Below are 18,640 nucleotides of genomic sequence, written 5' to 3'. Positions count from 1 at the left end.
CGCATGAGCGAGAGGCATTCCGTGCACGCACCGCATGAATTCGACGTGACCATCGTCGGCGCGGGACCTGTCGGCCTCGCGCTGGCGGCATGGCTCGCGCGGCGCAGCGCGAGCGCCGCGCTTTCGGTTGCGCTCGTCGATGCCCGCGATCCGGAAGCCGCCGCCGGCGATCCGCGCGCCATCGCGATTTCCGAGGGCAGCCGCATGCTGCTCGAGCCGTTCGGGGCGTGGCCGGCCGACGCCAATGCCATCGAGCGCATCCACGTTTCCCAGCGCGGCCGCTTTGGGCGCACGCTGATCGAACGCAGCGAACATGGGCTGGCGGCGCTCGGCTATGTCGCACGCTACGGTTCGATCGTCCATGCGCTGGCCGGCGCTGTGCGCCGCACGCACACGCATTGGTTCACCGGCTGCCGCGCGTTGCCGCCGCATGTCGAACCAGGCGCGCAGGTCGTCAAGCTGACGATCGAAAGCGCGCACGTTCAGCGCACGCTGAGCACGCGCGTACTGATCAATGCCGAGGGCGGACTCTATGGCGAAGCGCACGGAAAGCGCTCCGGCGCGGAAACCGTCGATGCGGATACCCCATCCGCCAGCTTGGCCGTCAAGCGCGCAACACGCGATTACGGCCAAACCGCGATTGTCGGCACCGTGACCGTATCGTCGCCTCAGCCCCACGTGGCGTGGGAGCGCTTCACCGACGAAGGCCCGATCGCGCTGCTGCCGATGGGGGGCGTACGCCACGCCGATTACGCGCTCGTCTGGTGCATGCGCCCCGCCGAGGCTGCGCGGCGCGGCGAGCTTTCCGATGCGGCGCTGCTCGCGGAGCTCGGTATCGCGTTCGGCGAACGCATGGGCCGCTTCGAATCGATCAAGGGCCGCGCGGCCTTTCCGCTCGGGCTCGTCGCGGCCGACACGCTCGTTCGCGGCCGGATCGCGTCGATCGGCAACGCGGCACAAACGCTGCATCCCGTGGCCGGCCAGGGATTGAACCTCGGGCTACGCGATGCGCACGCGCTCGCCGATGCGCTCGCGGGTCGCGGAGCGACGCCGGAAGCGCTCACGCAGTTCGCGCGCCGGCGCGCCTTCGATCGCCGCATGACGATCGGCGCCACCGATACGCTCGCGCGGCTGTTCACGCTCGATGCCGGCCCGCTCGCCACGCTGCGCGGCCTCGCGCTGACGGCGCTCGAGTGCGTGCCGCCGGCCAAGACGGCACTCGCGCGCCAGATGATGTTCGGCCAGCGCCGCTGACCTGCCGGTCCGGGCGCCCGAACCGCGCATGGCGCGTTGCTACCGGCTCTGCGCGCTCGCCGCCCTCAGTTAACGGTAAAATACGCGTTTCCCTGGCCGCCTTCCCGCGCCCGTGCCCAGCCGGCTCGGGCAGCCGCTCCATTCCATGATGCCAACGCTCGGCTCGCACACTCTGCGCAACAACCTTTTCGTCGCACCGATGGCGGGCGTGGCGGATCGGCCGTTCCGTCAGCTTTGCAAGCGGCTCGGTGCCGGCTACGCCGTGTCCGAGATGGTCGCATCGAATGCGCAGCTGTGGAAAAGCGAAAAAACGATGCGCCGCGCGAATCATGCCGGCGAAGTCGAGCCGATCGCCGTCCAGATCGCGGGGGCCGATCCGGCGATGATGGCGGAAGCGGCCCGTTTCAACGTCGATAACGGCGCGCAGATCATCGACATCAACATGGGCTGCCCGGCGAAGAAGGTCTGTAACGTCGCGGCCGGCTCGGCGCTGTTGCAGAACGAGCCGCTGGTCGTGCGCATCGTGGAAGCCGTCGTCGCCGCCGTGGGCACCGGCCCGGGTGCGGAACCGGTCACGCTGAAGATTCGCACGGGCTGGAACCGCGAGAATCGCAACGCGGTGCACATCGCCCGGCTGGCCGAAGCCGCCGGCATTTCGATGCTGACGGTTCACGGCCGCACGCGAGCCGATCTTTATCACGGCGAAGCCGAGTACGACACGATCGCGGCCGTGAAAGCGGCCGTGCGCATTCCCGTCGTCGCCAATGGAGACATCGATTCGCCGGCCAAGGCGCGCGCGGTGCTGGCCGCAACGGGTGCCGACGCGATCATGATCGGCCGGGCGGCACAAGGACGCCCGTGGCTGTTTCGGGAAATCGAACACTTCCTTGCAACGGGCGAGCTGCTGCCGCCTCCGCGTATCGCCGAAATCCGGCAAGTGATGAACGAGCACCTTGAGGATCACTATGCGTTTTACGGCGAATATACGGGGGTGCGCACGGCACGCAAACACATCGGCTGGTACACTCGCGGCCTTTCCGGCGCCAATACGTTCCGGCACCGGATGAACACGCTCGATACCTCACGCGAGCAGCTCGTCGCAGTCAACGCGTTTTTCGACGAGCAGCAGGCGCTGTCGGACCGGCTCGTCTATGTCGACGAGGACACGCCCGCACACACCGAGCCGAACCGTAACGAACCTTTAGCAGCATGAGCAAGCACAATATCGAACAATGCGTCCGCGACAGCCTGGGCATGTACTTCCAGGACCTCGACGGCGCCAACCCGCACGACGTCTATGACATGGTGATGTCATGCGTCGAGAAACCGATGCTCGAGGTGGTGCTCGAGCGGGCCGGCGGCAATCAGTCGCTCGCCGCCGATTATCTCGGCATCAACCGCAACACATTGCGCAAGAAGCTGCAGCAGCACGGCTTGTTGTAACGCGCCACCTTCGTTCCTTTCCGGCCATCGTTCCCATCATGATCAAGCAAGCGCTCATTTCCGTCTCCGACAAGTCGGGTATCGTCGAATTCGCTCGTTCGCTGTCGGCGCTCGGCGTCAAGATTCTGTCGACGGGGGGCACCGCCAAGCTGCTCGCCGACGCCGGTCTTCCTGTGACCGAAGTGGCCGATTACACCGGCTTTCCCGAGATGCTCGACGGGCGCGTGAAGACGCTGCATCCGAAGGTGCACGGCGGCATCCTCGCCCGCCGCGATTTGCCCGAGCATATGGCTGCTCTCGAAAAGCATGACATTCCGACAATCGACCTGCTCGTCGTGAATCTGTACCCGTTCGTCGCGACGATCGCGAAGGACGAGTGCACGCTCGAGGACGCCATCGAAAACATCGACATCGGCGGCCCGACCATGCTGCGCTCGGCGGCGAAGAATCATCGCGACGTCACCGTCGTCGTCGATCCGGCCGATTACGAGACGGTGCTCGAGGAAATGCGCGCGAACGGCAACACCGTCGGCTACAAGACGAACTTCCGGCTCGCCACGAAGGTGTTCGCACACACGGCCCAGTACGACGGCGCGATCACGAATTATCTGACGAGCCTCACGGATGCCCTGCAACATGCGTCGCGCAACACGTATCCCGAAACGCTGAATCTCGCCTTCGAAAAAGTGCAGGACTTGCGCTACGGCGAGAATCCGCATCAAAGCGCGGCGTTCTATCGCGATGTTGCCGTGCCCGCGGGCGCGCTGGCCGCGTATCGTCAGTTGCAAGGCAAAGAGCTGTCGTACAACAACATCGCCGACGCCGACGCGGCGTGGGAATGCGTGAAGACGTTCGACGCCCCCGCCTGTGTCATCGTCAAGCATGCCAATCCGTGCGGCGTGGCCGTCGCCGGCAATTCGGCCGAAGCCTATGCGAAGGCATTCCAGACCGATCCCACGTCGGCGTTCGGCGGCATCATCGCGTTCAACCGCGAAGTGGATGAAGCCGCGGCTCAGGCCGTGACGAAGCAATTCGTCGAAGTGCTGATCGCCCCCTCGCTCACGGAAGCCGCGAAGCAAGTGCTTGCGGCGAAGCAGAACGTGCGTGTGCTCGAAATCGCACTCGGTGCGGGTCAAAATGCATTCGACTTCAAGCGTGTCGGCGGTGGTTTGCTTGTGCAATCGCCCGATGCGAAGAACGTCCTGCCGCGCGATTTGCGCGTGGTCACCAAGCGCTACCCGACCCCGCAGGAAATGGATGATCTGATGTTCGCCTGGCGCGTGGCGAAGTTCGTGAAGTCGAACGCGATCGTCTTCTGCGGCAAGGGCATGACGCTCGGCGTGGGTGCAGGCCAGATGAGCCGTGTCGATTCGGCGCGCATCGCCAGCATCAAGGCGCAAAACGCCGGCCTTTCGCTGCAAGGCTCCACCGTGGCGTCGGATGCGTTTTTCCCGTTCCGCGACGGCCTTGATGTCGTCGTGGCCGCGGGCGCGACGTGCGTGATTCAGCCCGGCGGCTCGATGCGCGACGACGAAGTGATCGCAGCGGCGGACGAGCACAACATCGCTATGGTCGTCACGAGCGTGCGGCATTTCCGTCATTGAACGTTCACTGAACCTTCATCGAAACCGACGCTTGGCGGCTTACGTCGCCGCGTAGGAACCCGGCTTCGGCCGGGTTTTTTGTTGCTGCCCCCAGCATCGGGCAGTTTCCCTTCGAGCGGCCATGGGCGCAATACAAAATCGCTCATCTTCCGTGGCCGGACCATAAAGCTTTGCGGCTGCCGTCCGATATCAAAAGAATGGCCGTGAAGTTCTGCGCCCTCAAAACGGGGTCCGTCACGGCAGGCGGGCGGCTTATCTCTGCACAACCCATGCGGCTGCGATGGTCCTCGGGGCCCGCGAGCCCATTCCATCTTCTATGAGAACCCAATGAAGAAGCCCCTGTTGCTGCTTTCCCTCGTCTGGCTTGTCTGCTTGAGCGGGCCTGCGATGGCAGCAGCTAACTACGTCGCACTGGTCAGAAGCGTATCGGGAAGCGTCAAGGTGACACGCGACGGCGCGACACTCGACGTGGCCAGCAATACGAAACTCGAGATCTCCGATCGCGTAATCGCGGCCCCTAAAGCCACCGCGGCCATCGTGTTCAAGGACGGTACGTTGCTCACGCTGGGTGGCGGCGCCGACATCCTGGTGCGCGACTACGTGTTCGAACCCGACGCCGGTCAATACGCTTTCTCCGTGTACATGGCCAAGGGCTCGGCCATCTACGAATCCGGCAGGATCGGCAAAACCGCGCCCCAGTCGGTGAAGATCGAAACGCCGACGGCTACCGTGGGCGTGCGCGGGACGCGCTTCCTGATCGAGGCGAACTGAGCTTTGCCATGCCTCATCTGAAACTGCGATGCGTCAATGGCTTGGCGATCATTCTATTTGCGCTTGTCACATTGCTCTCCGGTTGCGCGGCCGGGACCGGGACCCGCGTCACGCTTTTGCCGGACCAGGGCGGGCATGTCGGCGCGGTCACGGTGACCACTGCACGCGGGCAACAACGCATCGACGAGGCGTACGGCAGTGTCTTCGTCGAGAACGCCGGCGCGGCGCCCGATGCGCCCATGGGCATGGAGCGGCAGGCGTTCGACCAAGCCCATCGCCGCCTGCTCGACGCCGAGCCGCCGCGATCGTGCAGTTTCATCCTCAACTTCGAGTTCGATAGTGTGGTCCTGACGCCCAAGTCGCGGCAGATGCTGCCCGAGATCCTTCGAACCGTGCACGATCACATGCCGACCGAGGCCACGGTCTCCGGTTACGCCGATGAGGCCGGCACGGCAGAGCACAATCTGGTGCTGTCGGCCAAGCGTGCCCGGTTTATCGCGGCACTATTGAAACAAATCGTGCAGGACCTGCCCGTCGACGTGCAGTACTTCGGCGACAAGAAGCCTCTCGTGCCCACGCGGCGTGGTGTGCGCGAGCCGCGCAATCGGCGCGTAGAGATCTTCGTTCTTTAAGGCAGGCGCCGCGATGACCCCGTATGCCACATCCGCGAAACTGCCCCGCCGCCCCGCTCTGGTGTTCGTACTGGCAGCCCTCGCACTCGCGCTGGCCATCGGGCTGAGCGGGTCGTTTCAGCTTGCGCCGTGCACGCGCCTGGACCGGGCGATCCTCGATGCGCTACAGGTGCACACGGCGTCGGGACGGCCGGCAGCGAACACCGTCGTGGTCGACGTCGACGAGCTTTCGCTCGCTGCCGTGGGCCAGTGGCCGTGGCCGCGTTATCGTGTGGCGGCGCTGATCGATCGGATTGCCGCGGAGCAGCCGTCAGCGATTGCGCTGGACGTCATGCTGCCCGAACCGGACCGCGTTTCGTTGACGGAAATCCAGCAGACGTTCAAGCGCGATTTCGACGTCGACCTTTCCTTCAACGGCGTACCGGCCGCCCTGCGCGATAACGATGGCTATCTCGGCCAGCAGATGGCACGAGCCGGCGTGGTGGGCGCGCGTTATTTTTATTTCGACCATGCCACCAGAGACGATAGGCCTTTGCGTCCGGGCATCGGATTCGACGGGCGCGTCGATTTGCTGAGCCTCGATCGTGCATCGGGTGTCCTGGAGAACGTCGAGGCGATTGCGCACCAAACGCGCGTCAACGGCTTCGTCAACGTCCGTCCCGACCATGACGGCGCGCTGCGCAGGCTACCGTTGTTGATCGAATATCACGGCGTGGTGCACGCGAGCCTCGCGCTCGCTGCGACAATGCACGCGCTGGGGGTTTCGTCAGCACGCGTGGAGTCTGGGCGTGATGGCCTATCCCTTCGGATTGGTCAGCATGAAGTCCCCATCGACCCATCTGGCTACGCGCTTCTCCGTTTCAACGGCCCCTCGCATCGTTATCCCAGCATCTCGGCGGTGGATGTGCTGGCCGGTCGTGTGCGCGCGCAGGATCTGCGCGGCAAGATCGTCTTCATCGGCTCGACTGCGGCGGGGCTCAACGACCTGCATGTGACGGCCGTGGATCGTCTTTTCCCGGGACTCAAGATTCAGTCGGTACTGACGCAGGACATCCTGGATGGTGATGCCGTGCGCGTTCCCGTATGGGCGGGAACGGCCGGGCTGATCGTGAGCGTGTTGCTTGCCGCGCTGCTGTGCGGTTTATTCATCGCCGGCCTCAGCCTGGCGATGCTTGCCACGGTCGGCTTGTCCGCTGCGGCCGTGCTGCTGGCGCTGGTCACAGGCACCTTCCTGCATGCCAGCATGTTCGTTCCGGTGGCCGCACCGCTGCTGGTGCTGGGCATGTTGACCGGGCTCTGCGTCGTCGTGCGCGCGGCCTTCCATCAGCGTCGCGCGCGGCACTGGCGCAAGCAGTTGGAGAACGCCCGCCAGGTCACCATCGAGTCGATGTCCGCCGTCGCCGAGACGCGCGACCCGGAAACCGGCGCGCACATCAAACGCACTCAGCATTACGTGCGCGCGATCGCTCGGCGGCTCAGGGGCAGCGGCCACTACGTCAATATCCTCACCGATGAATATATCCACCTGCTATTCCTCTCGGCGCCACTGCACGATATCGGCAAGGTCGGCGTGCCGGACAACATTCTGCTCAAGCCTGACCGTCTGACGGAGCAGGAGTGGGTCATCATGCGCAAGCATCCCGAGTTCGGCCGGCAAATCATCCTCAGCACGGCGCAGCAGATCGAGGGCGACAACTTTCTCGCCATTGCCGGTGACATCGCGGCCACGCACCACGAAAAGTGGGACGGCACCGGCTACCCGGCTGGCCTGCAGGGTCAAAGCATCCCGCTTTCCGGTCGAATCATGGCTGTTGCCGATATTTACGATGCATTGATCAGTCGGCGCTGCTACAAGGAACCGTTCTCACACGAGGTGGCCACGACGATGATGCGCGAACTGCGCGGCACGACATTCGATCCCGTGGTGCTGGACGCCTTCTTCGAGATCGAAGACGAGATCCGCCATATTGCAGGAAGCTTTCGCGACGAGGACGAAATCGATTCGTCGCAAACACGCGCGAGCGATGCCTTCGTATCATCGCCGGAACTTCGGTCAGTCTGAAATTCACGCGATTCCGTGATCGCCTGCCGCACGCTGTCATGCTCGATGCTCCCGCCACCACCGAGGGTCATCGCATGCCTTACGCTCTTGTCGAGCCCGAGCATTTCTCCTCCGAGCAGCAGTCGTTTATCGAACGATTCGCGCACACCATCGAAGTCGCCTCGTCCGGCGGCAGTGTCATCGCTGGCATAAAGGACATTCGATCACGTCATGTGACTGCCACCGATCGTTACGGGAAGATTGTCGGCCTGTCTCGCGGCAACGATGTGGCTGGCCGTATGGATCACGATATGCCGTGCGAAGGCACCGCCGCGTTTGCCGATTGCTTCGTACGAGAAGACCGCAGCTTATTGGACTGCGGCGACGCCGGCGCGATGAAGTCGGTGCTGAACATCCATCGGTACGAAACGGGCCTCAGCGCGCTCGTATTCGACAAGTTCTTGCTGAAGCATAGGCCGTCAGATTCGGTGCTGGGTATCGTCTATTGCGCATACGAAGTTGATCTGGCGCGGTTCACCGCTCTGTTTCCCGGCTACTGGTCACAGTTTGGTCTCGGATGCAGCCTCGATCGCACGCAGTCCGAGATAATCGAAGGGGTCGGCGAACTAGCCGGTATCGAGTACGAAGTCGCATTCCTGCTGGCCTTAGGTCATCAGGCCGATGCCATCGAGCGCTTTTTGCGCCGCTGTCGCCCAACGATCGATGCCGACGTTGGCAGTGTGCTCCTCGGGATCACCGAGAAGATGGCGGCGGTGGGGATCCCGATCGGGGGCATACGCAATCGGCTGATCGAAGCCGGTGTTCATCAACGCATTCCGTCGAGGTTTTTCGATAGCGTCGTCGGCGTGCAGCACGCTTAGGAGTTCCCTTGTTACCTTCCCGCAACCTTGGCCCGAATGCGTACCTCTTAGGCGTACCCGGCAGCCGCCATACCCTCGACACGCCGGCGCTCGTGCTCGATCGTCTGGCGCTGGAAAAGAACATCGCCAAGATGGCGGCTATCGCCGAACGCCACGGCATTGGATTGCGGCCTCACGTCAAAAGCCACAAATCGGTGCGCATCGCGCGGATGCAGATCGAAGCCGGCGCGCTCGGCGTGAGCTGCGCGACGCTCGGCGAAGCCGAAGCCATGGTCGAAGCCGGCATCCCCGGTGTGCTCGTCACCTCGCCCATCGTCGGCACAAACAAGCTGCGCCGCTTCGTTGCCCTCGCGGATCACGCCGGCCCGCGGCAGTTGATGGTCGTCGTCGACGATCCTCGCAACGTCGCGGAACTGGCCGTGCACGCCGCCCGGCTCGCTTACCCGCTCGACGTCGTGATCGATTACCACGCCGGGTATCACCGGACGGGCGTCACCGATGAAAACGCCGCTCTGACGCTCGCGCGCGCCATCGCCGATACGGGCATGCTGACACTGCGCGGCGTGCAGGCTTACGGCGGGCACTTTCAGCACATCGAAGCGCCCGCGCAGCGTAAGGCAGCGGCCAGCCAACTACGCGACGCCGTTGCGTCGCTCGTTGCGAAACTCGAGTCAGCCGGCATACCCATCGAACTCGTGACGGGCGTGGGCACCGGCACGCATGAAGCCGACGCGTCCGCCGGCGTGTTCACCGAAATGCAGCCGGGGTCGTATGTCTTCATGGACGTGGAATACAACGATGTCTTAGCCGAGGGCGCAGAAGCCTCGCCGTTCGACACGTCGCTGTTCGTCCAAAGCACGGTCATCAGCACACAAGCGCCTCAGTGGGTCACGATCGATGCAGGCACGAAGAGCTTCGCCACCGATAGCGGCTCGCCCGTCGCCGCAGCGGGCGTCGAAGGCACTTCGAGCTATGCGTTCTTCGGCGACGAGCACGGCAAGCTTATCGTCGACCCGGCGCATCGGCCGTCACTCGGCGCGCATGTCGAGTTCATCACCCCGCATTGCGATCCCACGGTCAATTTGTACGATCGCTATCACGTGATTGAGGGCGATACGCTCGTCGATATCTGGCCGATCGAGGCACGCGGCAGGCTTTGATGATGATTGAGCAGGCGCCATTGCGACGGAATGGCGCCGCGCAGTTCGCGGCGATGCGCCCCACCATAGGCGCAAGCCGCCGTTCGTTGTAGTATCTCGGGCACTTTGTCCGGTTTTTGTTCATGAGAATCCTCGGCATCGACCCAGGCTTGCGCGTCACGGGCTTCGGCGTCATCGAGCAGGCGGGTCAGCGGCTCACCTATGTCACAAGCGGCGTCATCCGCACGAGCGAAGGCGACTTGCCCTCCCGTCTCGGCACGATCTTCGACGGCGTCTCGGCGCTGATTCGCCAGCACACACCCGATCAATCGGCGATTGAAAAGGTGTTCGTCAACGTCAATCCGCAATCGACGCTGCTGCTCGGTCAAGCGCGCGGCGCGGCGATTTGCGGGCTCGTGGCCGGGGGCGTCCCGGTAGCCGAATACACCGCGCTGCAACTGAAGCAGGCCGTCGTCGGCTACGGCCGCGCGACCAAGGAGCAGATGCAGCAGATGGTCGTGCGCTTGCTGAACCTGTCCGGCGTACCCGGGACCGATGCGGCCGACGCGCTCGGCATGGCGATTTGCCACGCGCACGGCGGCAACACGCTCGATACGCTGGGCGGCCTCGCGCCCGCGCTGGCCAAAAAGGGCCTGCGTGTGCGGCGCGGGCGGCTCGTGGGATAGCAGGGAAGCAGCCCGTTTCCGATCGGCAGCCGCGGTGCGCTAAACTCGCGCTTTCGGTTCACGCCTACCCGCCATGATCGGTCGTATTGCCGGCATCCTGCTCGAAAAGAATCCCCCGCATCTGCTCGTCGATTGCAACGGCGTCGGCTATGAAGTCGACGTGCCGATGAGCACGTTCTACAATCTGCCGTCGACGGGCGAAAAAGTCGTCCTGCTGACTCAGCTCATCGTGCGCGAAGATGCGCATCTGCTGTATGGCTTCGGCACGGTGCAGGAGCGAGCCACGTTCCGCGAATTGCTCAAGATCAGTGGTATCGGCGCGCGCATGGCGCTGGCTGTGCTTTCGGGCATGAGCGTGCAGGAACTCGCCCAGGCCGTCACGCTGCAGGACGCCGCCCGCCTGACGCGCGTGCCCGGCATCGGCAAGAAGACAGCCGAACGGCTGCTACTCGAATTGAAGGGCAAGCTCGGCGCCGACATCGGGGCGGCCGCGGCGGCGGCTTCGCCGTCGGACCATGCCTCCGATATCCTCAATGCCCTGCTTGCGCTGGGCTACTCGGAGAAGGAAGCGCTGGCGGCGATCAAGAACGTGCCGGCCGGCACCGGCGTGTCCGAGGGCATCAAGCTCGCGCTCAAATCCTTGTCGAAGGGCTGACGGCGCCCGCGCGCCGGGGTGCGTGGCCGGGCCTGAGCGGCCGGCGCGCGCGGTACAATGGCACGCATGATCGAAACCGACAAGCTCGCCAGCGAGCGCATCATTGCCGCCACGCCCGCGTCGTCGCACGAAGAAGCATTCGAACGTGCGCTGCGTCCGCGCCAGCTCGACGAATACGTCGGACAGGAAAAGGTGCGCGGTCAGCTCGAAATCTTCATCGAAGCCGCGAAACGCCGCTCCGAAGCGCTCGACCACGTCCTGCTGTTTGGGCCACCCGGCCTCGGCAAAACCACCCTCGCCCACATCATTGCCCGCGAAATGGGCGTCAATCTGCGCCAAACGTCGGGGCCCGTGCTCGAGCGCGCGGGAGATCTCGCCGCGCTGCTGACGAATCTCGAAGCGAACGATGTCCTGTTCATCGATGAAATCCACCGGCTTTCGCCTGTTGTCGAGGAAATCCTGTATCCCGCGCTCGAGGATTACCAGATCGACATCATGATCGGCGAAGGCCCAGCCGCGCGCAGCGTGAAGCTCGATCTTCAGCCGTTTACGCTCGTCGGCGCGACGACCCGCGCCGGGATGCTGACGAATCCGCTGCGGGACCGGTTCGGTATCGTTGCCCGCCTGGAGTTCTACGATGCGGAGCAACTGTCGCGCATCGTGCGCCGTTCGGCGGCGCTGCTCGGCGCGCAGATCCACCCCGACGGTGCGTTCGAGATCGCCAAACGCTCGCGCGGCACACCGCGGATCGCGAACCGCCTGCTGCGCCGCGTGCGCGATTACGCCGAAGTCAAGGCGGACGGGTCGATTACGGCGCGGGTGGCCGATGCGGCGTTGGCGATGCTCGACGTCGATCCGGTGGGATTCGATCTGATGGACCGCAAGCTGCTCGAAGCGATCCTGCACAAGTTCGACGGCGGCCCGGTCGGCGTCGATAACCTCGCCGCCGCGATCGGCGAGGAGCGCGATACGATCGAAGACGTGCTCGAACCGTATCTGATTCAGCAAGGCTTCTTGCAGCGCACACCGCGCGGCCGCGTGGCCACGCTCGCCGCCTACCGGCATTTTGGCCTGGCCGCGCCCGACGCCCAAAGCACCGTGCGCACGTTGTGGGACGACGCGGGCAACGCGTAAGCGCGCCGTCCCCCTTCTTCTAACGGCTTCGAGGCGCCGCAACGATGTCCGAACCGGCCGATCGCCCAATCAACGCGCCTAACGCGCAGCTTCCCGAGTTCGTCATGCGCTTGCGTCGACGGATCTCGCAAAGCGTACTCAGCGTCACGAGCGGGAGCGGCCCGACGCTCGATTATGAGCAACCGCCCGGCGATCCGGGCCTGTTCGGCCCCGGCGCCGTCTGCTGGCAGGTGCATGCCGATTTCACCTCGATGATGATCGGCGGCATCAGCGCGTTGATGCTGCAGGCGCTGCACCCGTTGGCGCTCGCCGGCGTTTGGGATCACTCCACGTTTCGCACCGACATGCCGGGACGGCTTCGGCGCACGGCCACGTTCATCGCGGGTACAACGTACGGCTCACGCGCCGATGCGCTGGCGCTGATCGAGCGCGTGAAACGAATCCATCTTTCGGTGACAGGCACGGCGCCCGATGGCCGCCCTTATCGGGCAAGCGATCCGGCATTGCTGACCTGGGTGCACGTGGCGGAAGTGTCGAGCTTTCTGGCGGCGCATTTGCGGTATGTGAATCCCGCGCTATCCCCAGCAGAACAGGATCGCTACTACGCGGAGGTGGCACAAATCGCGAAACTGCTCGGTGCGCGCGATGTTCCCGAGACGCGTGCACAGGTGGCCGAGTATGTGTCGTCGATGCGCCCCGAGCTTGAGGCGGGGCCCCGGACGCATGAAGTGGTGCGCATTTTGCGACATGCGGCGCCGCCCGATCAGCCGCTGCTGAAACCGGTGGTGAGTTTGATGCTGAGCGCCGGCGTCGATTTACTGCCGCCGTGGGCGCAGCAGATGCTGGGGTTCACGCCGCTTGCGCGCATGCGTGCGATGCTCGCACGCCCGGGCGTACGGCTTGTCGTCCCGGTGATTCGTTGGGCGCACGTGAATGCGGTGTCGAAACGTGCCAGACGAAGGGCGGGGGGCAAGGCAGAGGTTTAGGCGCGCCCCTTCGCCAACCCATCATCATCACTCGCGCCACTCAGGTGCGAGACATCCGCCCAATCGAGCACCGTCGCCGCCCCGTCATCGCCGAACTCAACGGTGTTGATACTCGTATTAAGCAACGCGTAGCTCCGCGGCGCGTCAAGCGCGAGGCCGTGCGCATAGCGATAGACGCAATCAAGAACCCCGCCATGCGTGACACAAGCGATGCGGCCGCCCGGATGCTTGGCCACGATCGCTGCCACGGCATGCACGATCCGGTGATAGAACGCCCGCACCGATTCGCCGCCAGCCGGCACGAACCCCGGATCACGCGTTTGCCAGCGCGCGTAATCGTCCGGATAGCGCTGCGCGATTTCCTCGCTGTCATGGCCCTGGAAAATGCCATAGGCGCGCTCGCGTAAGCCTTCGTCCAGCCGCGGCACGATCCCGAGCGCCGACGCCGCAGGCAACGCCGTTTGCTGCGCGCGCTGCAGATCGCTCGAATAGATGGCATCGAGCCGCACACCCTCGCGCGCGTCGCGCATGAGCCGCTCGGCCAGGCGCTGCGCCTGTTCCAGGCCGGTTTCGGCAAGCGGGATATCGATGTGCCCTTGGATCCGTTTCACACGGTTCCAAGTCGTCTCGCCATGTCGGATAAAAAGCACTTGCGTGGGCATCGGCAGCCAATCGAGAAATGAGTCAGGGATGCGTTTGCAGCCAGAACGTCACGGGCCCATCGTTGACGAGCGACACCTGCATCATCGCCCCGAACTCTCCGGTTTCGACGATAGGATGGCTCGCACGAGCCTTTGCGACGAAGTAGTCGAACAGCCGCTTTCCCTCTTCGGGCGCCGCCGCCGGCGTAAAGCTCGGCCGCAGGCCGCTGTTGGTATCGGCAGCGAGCGTGAATTGGGAAACGAGCAGCAGGCCACCCGCACGGCCTGCCCCGTCGATATTCGTCACGGGCAGATTCATCTTGCCGGCTGCATCGCTGAATACGCGATACCCGAGCACCTTGGCGAGTAGTTTGTCAGCAGATGCTTCCGTGTCGCCGCGTTCGGCACAGACAAGCGCAAGCAGCCCCACCCCGATCTCGCCCGTGACGCGGTCGCCCACGCGCACACTGGCCTGCGTCACGCGTTGAATCAGGGCGATCATCGACACCCTCTCTCGCGAATGGCGCCCGCCTGTGCGGCGCAACGCCAAGTGAACACGAACCGCTCCTTACGCCGTAAGCGTGACGCGCGCGAAACGGCGCTTGCCGACCTGCACGATGAACTCGCCGGCTTCGAGTTTCAGGCCCTTGTCGGACACTGTCGCGCCGTCGATCTTCACACCGCCTTGCTCGATGTTGCGCAGCGCCTCGCTCGTCGACGGCACAAGGCCCGCTTGCTTGAGCAACTGACCGATGGCGAGCGGCGCGCCGGTGAGCGCCACCGAAGGGATATCGTCAGGCACACCGCCTTTCGCGCGGTGATTGAAATCCTCCAGCGCGCGCTCGGCATCGCCCTGCGAATGGAAGCGCGCGACGATTTCCTGCGCGAGCAGCACCTTGAAGTCCCGGGGATTGCGGCCCTCTTCGGCTTCACGTTTAAAGCCCGCGATTTCGCCGAGACTGCGGAACGAGAGCAGCTCGAAATAGCGCCACATCAGCACGTCTGAAATGCTCATGAGCTTGCCGAACATGTCGGTCGGCTTTTCGCTAATCCCAACGTAGTTGTTCTTCGACTTCGACATTTTGTCGACGCCGTCGAGCCCTTCGAGCAGCGGCATCGTCAGGATGCACTGCTGTTCCTGCCCGTATTGCTTTTGCAATTCGCGGCCGACCAGCAGGTTGAACTTTTGATCCGTACCGCCCAGTTCCAGATCGGCGTTGAGGGCGACCGAATCGTACCCTTGCATCAACGGGTACAAAAATTCGTGGATCGAAATCGGCACGCCGCCTTGGAAGCGCTTCGTAAAATCTTCGCGCTCGAGAATGCGCGCCACCGTATAGCGCGACGCGAGCTTGATCATCCCGTCGGCGCCGAGCGGCATCGACCACTCGCTGTTGTAGCGGATTTCGGTTTTTTCGCGGTCGAGCACGAGCGCTGCTTGCTCGAAGTACGTCTTCGCGTTCGATTCGATCTGCTCGCGCGTGAGCGGCGGACGCGTGGCGTTGCGGCCGGACGGATCACCAATCAACGACGTGAAATCGCCGATGAGAAAGATGACGGTGTGGCCGAGGTCCTGAAGCTGGCGCATCTTGTTCAGGACGACGGTGTGCCCGATGTGGATATCGGGAGCGGTCGGATCGAGGCCCAGCTTGATTCGCAGCGGCGTACCCGTGGCCGCGCTGCGAGCCAGCTTTTGCGCGAACTCGTCTTCGATCAGCAGTTCATCGGCGCCGCGCTTCGCGACGGCCAGGGCGTGACGCACCTCGTCCGTGATCGGAAACGGCGAGGCAGGCTTGGAAGTGGACTCGGTGCTCATTCTTCAGATCGGTGATCCGGCTGACGGACGGTGCAAAAGGTTCGATTGTCCCATATCTGAGGGAGCGACTGACACGATCGAGCGGCGCTTAGCGCACGGCGCCGTTCTCGCGGATAATCGGTCCGCAAGACAGCCGCAAGGCAATGGATGCTTTGTCAGGGCGCCTTCACGGGGCCACCCACAACGACGAGGAGTAGGAATTGGCCGCAAGTGCGACACAAACCGGTGCCGACGGCGTGTATTTCGGGCTGATGTCGGGCACGAGCATGGATGGCGTCGATGGCATCGCCGTCGAGTTTCGCAGGGGCGAGGCGCCGCGCGTGCTCGCCGATGCGTTTGTCGGTTTCGCCGACGGCCTGCGCGAGGCGCTATTCGCCCTGCAGCAGCCGGGCGAAAACGAAATCGAGCGCGAGGCGCTGGCCGCCAGCGCGCTGGCCGCACGCTACGCTGTGTGCTGTCATGAGCTCTTGCGCGGCGGCAACGTCCCGCCCGCACGCGTTCGTGCCATTGGCGTGCACGGCCAGACCGTGCGCCACCGTCCGGAAAAGGGCTACACGAAGCAGATCAACAATCCCGCGCTACTCGCCGAGATGACGCATATCGATGTCGTCGCCGATTTTCGGACCCGCGACGTGGCAGCCGGTGGACAAGGCGCGCCGCTTGTTCCGGCGTTCCACGCGCAGATCTTCGGCGCGGAAGATGAAACGCGCGTCGTATGCAATCTGGGCGGCATCAGCAACATTACGGTTTTGCCGCCGGCACGGATCCGAGCGACGAGCCGGGAGGACCGGGCGAGTGGCGGCAGCCGCGACGGCGAGGCCATCCGCGGTTTCGATTGCGGCCCCGCGAACGTCTTGCTCGACGAATGGGCGCAGCGTCATCTGGGCACCCCCTACGACGAAGGCGGACGATTCGCGGCAAGCGGCGCCGTGCATCAACCCCTGCTGAACGCCCTGCTCAACGAGCCGTTCTTCGAGCAGGCGCCGCCCAAGAGCACGGGGCGGGATCTGTTCAATGCGCAGTGGCTCGACGCCAAGCTCGCGGGCTTCGAAGCGCTGGCGCCGGCTGATGTCCAAGCGACGCTAGCCGCGCTGACGGCCGTGAGCGTCGCCCGCGAAATCGAACGGCATGCGCCGGGCTCCCGTGCGGTGTACGTCTGCGGCGGCGGTGCCCGCAACCCGGAGCTGCTGAAGGCGCTCCAATACGCGCTCGAACGAAGCGGCGTCTGCGGCGTGTCGGTCATGACGACCGAAGCCCTCGGCGTGCCGCCGCATCATGTCGAAGCGCTGGCCTTCGCGTGGCTCGCCATGCGCTGCATCGAGCGCACCGCCGGAAACTTGCCCGCCGTCACGGGCGCGGCCGGGGAACGCGTGCTCGGGGCGATCTATCCACGCTAAGGGTACCGCCGCATGAAGCGGCGGAAAGAGCCCGGCCCAGCGGCGGGAACGGCAGCACGGCCGTGCTATCGCCTATCGCCTATGCCGCACCAATAAAAAACGGGGCCGAAGCCCCGTCGCATCGATGGGCGGCGAAACAAACCGCCCTCGCCCATCGATCGTTCAGCGATGCATCAAACCGAGAACGACGAGCCGCAGCCGCAGGTGGTCGACGCGTTCGGGTTCTTGATGACGAATTGCGCGCCGTTGATATCGTCCTTGTAGTCGATTTCCGCGCCGACCAGATATTGGTAGCTCATCGAATCGATCAGCAGTTGCACGCCGGCCTTGTTCATGACCGTATCGTCTTCGTTGATCGTCTCATCGAACGTAAAACCGTACTGGAAGCCCGAGCAGCCGCCCCCTTGCACGAACACGCGCAGCTTGAGGTCGGGATTGCCTTCCTCGTCGATCAGTTGTTTCACCTTATCGGCCGCCGCGTCCGTGAAGACGAAGGGGCTCGGCATTTCGGTCACGGGGGTATCGGTGACGGCGGTCATTAGAACTCTCCAAAAAGCTGCTAAGCGCGATTGCTTACACGCGCTATTGTATGGCCCTTCGCCGACTCGTGCTGTGCCCTTCTGCGGTAACCCTATGAATGCAATGGGTTCTCGCACCAACCGCCGCGGCGGCAAGGGCGCCGGCCTACACCCCCAGATAGGGGCGAACCAAGCGAAGTAAAGGCGAACCCAAACAAAAAAGCCGCCGTGCGGATGCAGCGGCGGCTTTTTCGGCAGCACCCCACAGCAAGCGGGCGCTTCGAAGCGATTAACGCTTCGAGAATTGCTTCCTGCGACGTGCCTTGTGGAAGCCGACCTTCTTACGTTCGACTTCACGCGCATCGCGCGTCACGAAGCCGGCGTTCGACAGAGCCGACTTCAGCGTCGCGTCGTAGTCCATCAGCGCGCGCGTGATGCCGTGGCGAACCGCACCGGCTTGACCCGTTTCACCGCCGCCCGATACGTTGACCTTGATGTCGAACGTCGTGGCGTGGTTCGTGAGTTCCAGCGGCTGGCGCACGATCATCAGCGACGTTTCACGCGAGAAGTAATCCGCGATGGGCTTGCCGTTGACGACGATGTCGCCCTTGCCTGCCTTGATGAAGACACGAGCGACGGCGCTCTTGCGGCGGCCCGTACCGTAATTCCAGTTACCGATCATGTGGGCTCCCCTTAGATCTCGAGCGCCTTCGGCTGTTGAGCCGAATGCGGATGCGTGGCTTCTGCGTAGACCTTCAGCTTCTTGATCATCGCGTAGCCGAGCGGGCCCTTCGGCAGCATGCCCTTGACCGCCTTCTCGAGCGCACGGCCCGGGAAGCGTTCCTGCATCTTGCCGAACGTCGTTTCGTAGATGCCGCCCGGGTAGCCCGAGTGACGGTAGTACTTCTTGTCCAAGGTCTTGTTGCCCGTGACCTTCAGCTTGCCGGCGTTGATGACGATGATGAAATCACCGGTATCGACGTGCGGGGTGAACTCAGGCTTATGCTTGCCGCGAAGACGGCGTGCCACTTCGCTGGCGACA

General features: G+C 64.1%; 20 protein-coding genes. 14 read left to right on the top strand and 6 right to left on the bottom strand.

The features are described 5' to 3' along the window. The first annotated feature begins 3 nt into the window (after positions 1 to 3). From ACTHL0_RS26415 to ACTHL0_RS26355, 13 genes are all read left to right on the top strand, one after another. Positions 4 to 1,254 (top strand): UbiH/UbiF/VisC/COQ6 family ubiquinone biosynthesis hydroxylase, encoded by a 1,251-nt coding sequence (locus ACTHL0_RS26415; protein WP_440570060.1) that lies wholly within the window; start codon positions 4 to 6, stop codon positions 1,252 to 1,254. 148 nt (positions 1,255 to 1,402) lie between these two features. Then, a complete protein-coding gene (gene dusB / locus ACTHL0_RS26410; RefSeq protein WP_440570083.1) occupies positions 1,403 to 2,467 on the top strand; it encodes a tRNA dihydrouridine synthase DusB in 1,065 nt (354 codons plus the stop codon). Then, on the top strand, positions 2,464 to 2,697 hold the full coding sequence (locus ACTHL0_RS26405) for a Fis family transcriptional regulator (protein WP_102609481.1): 234 nt from the start codon (positions 2,464 to 2,466) through the stop codon (positions 2,695 to 2,697). Before dusB ends, ACTHL0_RS26405 begins: the two co-directional genes overlap by 4 nt. A gap of 38 nt (positions 2,698 to 2,735) precedes the next feature. Continuing rightward, complete coding sequence (purH, locus tag ACTHL0_RS26400) at positions 2,736 to 4,301, top strand: bifunctional phosphoribosylaminoimidazolecarboxamide formyltransferase/IMP cyclohydrolase (protein ID WP_440570059.1); 1,566 nt, start codon at positions 2,736 to 2,738, stop codon at positions 4,299 to 4,301. Between the two features lie 327 nt (positions 4,302 to 4,628). Continuing rightward, positions 4,629 to 5,072 carry a FecR family protein gene (locus tag ACTHL0_RS26395; protein ID WP_440570057.1) on the top strand — a complete coding sequence of 148 codons (444 nt, stop codon included), beginning with the start codon at positions 4,629 to 4,631 and terminating at the stop codon, positions 5,070 to 5,072. A gap of 41 nt (positions 5,073 to 5,113) precedes the next feature. Beyond that, complete coding sequence (locus tag ACTHL0_RS26390; protein WP_440570055.1) at positions 5,114 to 5,704, top strand: OmpA family protein; 591 nt, start codon at positions 5,114 to 5,116, stop codon at positions 5,702 to 5,704. 13 nt (positions 5,705 to 5,717) lie between these two features. Then, positions 5,718 to 7,766, top strand: a complete 2,049-nt coding sequence (locus ACTHL0_RS26385; protein WP_440570054.1) for a CHASE2 domain-containing protein — start codon at positions 5,718 to 5,720, stop codon at positions 7,764 to 7,766. Between the two features lie 38 nt (positions 7,767 to 7,804). Beyond that, a complete protein-coding gene (locus tag ACTHL0_RS26380; protein WP_440570052.1) occupies positions 7,805 to 8,626 on the top strand; it encodes a hypothetical protein in 822 nt (273 codons plus the stop codon). 8 nt (positions 8,627 to 8,634) lie between these two features. Continuing rightward, positions 8,635 to 9,786, top strand: a complete 1,152-nt coding sequence (locus ACTHL0_RS26375) for a DSD1 family PLP-dependent enzyme (protein WP_440570051.1) — start codon at positions 8,635 to 8,637, stop codon at positions 9,784 to 9,786. Between the two features lie 122 nt (positions 9,787 to 9,908). Continuing rightward, positions 9,909 to 10,451 (top strand): crossover junction endodeoxyribonuclease RuvC, encoded by a 543-nt coding sequence (gene ruvC, locus ACTHL0_RS26370; RefSeq protein WP_440570049.1) that lies wholly within the window; start codon positions 9,909 to 9,911, stop codon positions 10,449 to 10,451. Positions 10,452 to 10,524: 73 nt separating this feature from the next. Then, positions 10,525 to 11,106 (top strand): Holliday junction branch migration protein RuvA, encoded by a 582-nt coding sequence (gene ruvA, locus ACTHL0_RS26365; RefSeq protein ID WP_440536749.1) that lies wholly within the window; start codon positions 10,525 to 10,527, stop codon positions 11,104 to 11,106. A 66-nt stretch (positions 11,107 to 11,172) separates the two neighbouring features. Further along, positions 11,173 to 12,240 (top strand): Holliday junction branch migration DNA helicase RuvB, encoded by a 1,068-nt coding sequence (gene ruvB / locus ACTHL0_RS26360; protein WP_440570047.1) that lies wholly within the window; start codon positions 11,173 to 11,175, stop codon positions 12,238 to 12,240. A gap of 44 nt (positions 12,241 to 12,284) precedes the next feature. Continuing rightward, the gene (locus tag ACTHL0_RS26355) at positions 12,285 to 13,226 is read left to right on the top strand and encodes an oxygenase MpaB family protein (RefSeq protein WP_440570046.1); all 942 of its coding nucleotides are present in this window, start codon (positions 12,285 to 12,287) and stop codon (positions 13,224 to 13,226) included. Here the strand turns inward: ACTHL0_RS26355 and ACTHL0_RS26350 are convergent. The 3 genes from ACTHL0_RS26350 to tyrS all read right to left on the bottom strand — a co-directional run bounded on the left by ACTHL0_RS26350 (position 13,223) and on the right by tyrS (position 15,683). Further along, positions 13,223 to 13,888, bottom strand: a complete 666-nt coding sequence (locus tag ACTHL0_RS26350) for a histidine phosphatase family protein (protein WP_440570044.1) — start codon at positions 13,886 to 13,888, stop codon at positions 13,223 to 13,225. The two genes, ACTHL0_RS26355 and ACTHL0_RS26350, sit on opposite strands and share 4 nt — an antisense overlap. Positions 13,889 to 13,910: 22 nt before the next feature. Continuing rightward, entirely contained in the window at positions 13,911 to 14,369 is a 459-nt protein-coding gene (gene dtd / locus ACTHL0_RS26345) for a D-aminoacyl-tRNA deacylase (protein WP_440570042.1), read from the bottom strand. Between the two features lie 66 nt (positions 14,370 to 14,435). Then, entirely contained in the window at positions 14,436 to 15,683 is a 1,248-nt protein-coding gene (gene tyrS / locus ACTHL0_RS26340) for a tyrosine--tRNA ligase (protein WP_440570040.1), read from the bottom strand. 200 nt (positions 15,684 to 15,883) lie between these two features. Between tyrS and ACTHL0_RS26335 the strand changes: the two genes are divergently transcribed. Further along, positions 15,884 to 17,080: an anhydro-N-acetylmuramic acid kinase gene (locus ACTHL0_RS26335; RefSeq protein WP_440570038.1), complete on the top strand. Its 1,197-nt coding sequence runs from the start codon at positions 15,884 to 15,886 to the stop codon at positions 17,078 to 17,080. 173 nt (positions 17,081 to 17,253) lie between these two features. Here ACTHL0_RS26335 and erpA read toward each other — a convergent pair whose 3' ends face one another. From erpA to rplM, 3 genes are all read right to left on the bottom strand, one after another. Further along, positions 17,254 to 17,619 carry an iron-sulfur cluster insertion protein ErpA gene (gene erpA, locus ACTHL0_RS26330; protein ID WP_440536736.1) on the bottom strand — a complete coding sequence of 122 codons (366 nt, stop codon included), beginning with the start codon at positions 17,617 to 17,619 and terminating at the stop codon, positions 17,254 to 17,256. 268 nt (positions 17,620 to 17,887) lie between these two features. Next, complete coding sequence (gene rpsI / locus ACTHL0_RS26325; protein ID WP_440570036.1) at positions 17,888 to 18,280, bottom strand: 30S ribosomal protein S9; 393 nt, start codon at positions 18,278 to 18,280, stop codon at positions 17,888 to 17,890. Between the two features lie 11 nt (positions 18,281 to 18,291). Beyond that, positions 18,292 to 18,640, bottom strand: a 349-nt coding sequence (rplM, locus tag ACTHL0_RS26320; protein ID WP_440570034.1) for a 50S ribosomal protein L13, incomplete at its 5' end; no start/stop codon positions are given.

The sequence above is a fragment of the Trinickia sp. genome (assembly GCF_051961175.1).
Taxonomy (GTDB): domain Bacteria; phylum Pseudomonadota; class Gammaproteobacteria; order Burkholderiales; family Burkholderiaceae; genus Trinickia.
This window is presented reverse-complemented; position numbering and strand designations above follow the sequence as displayed.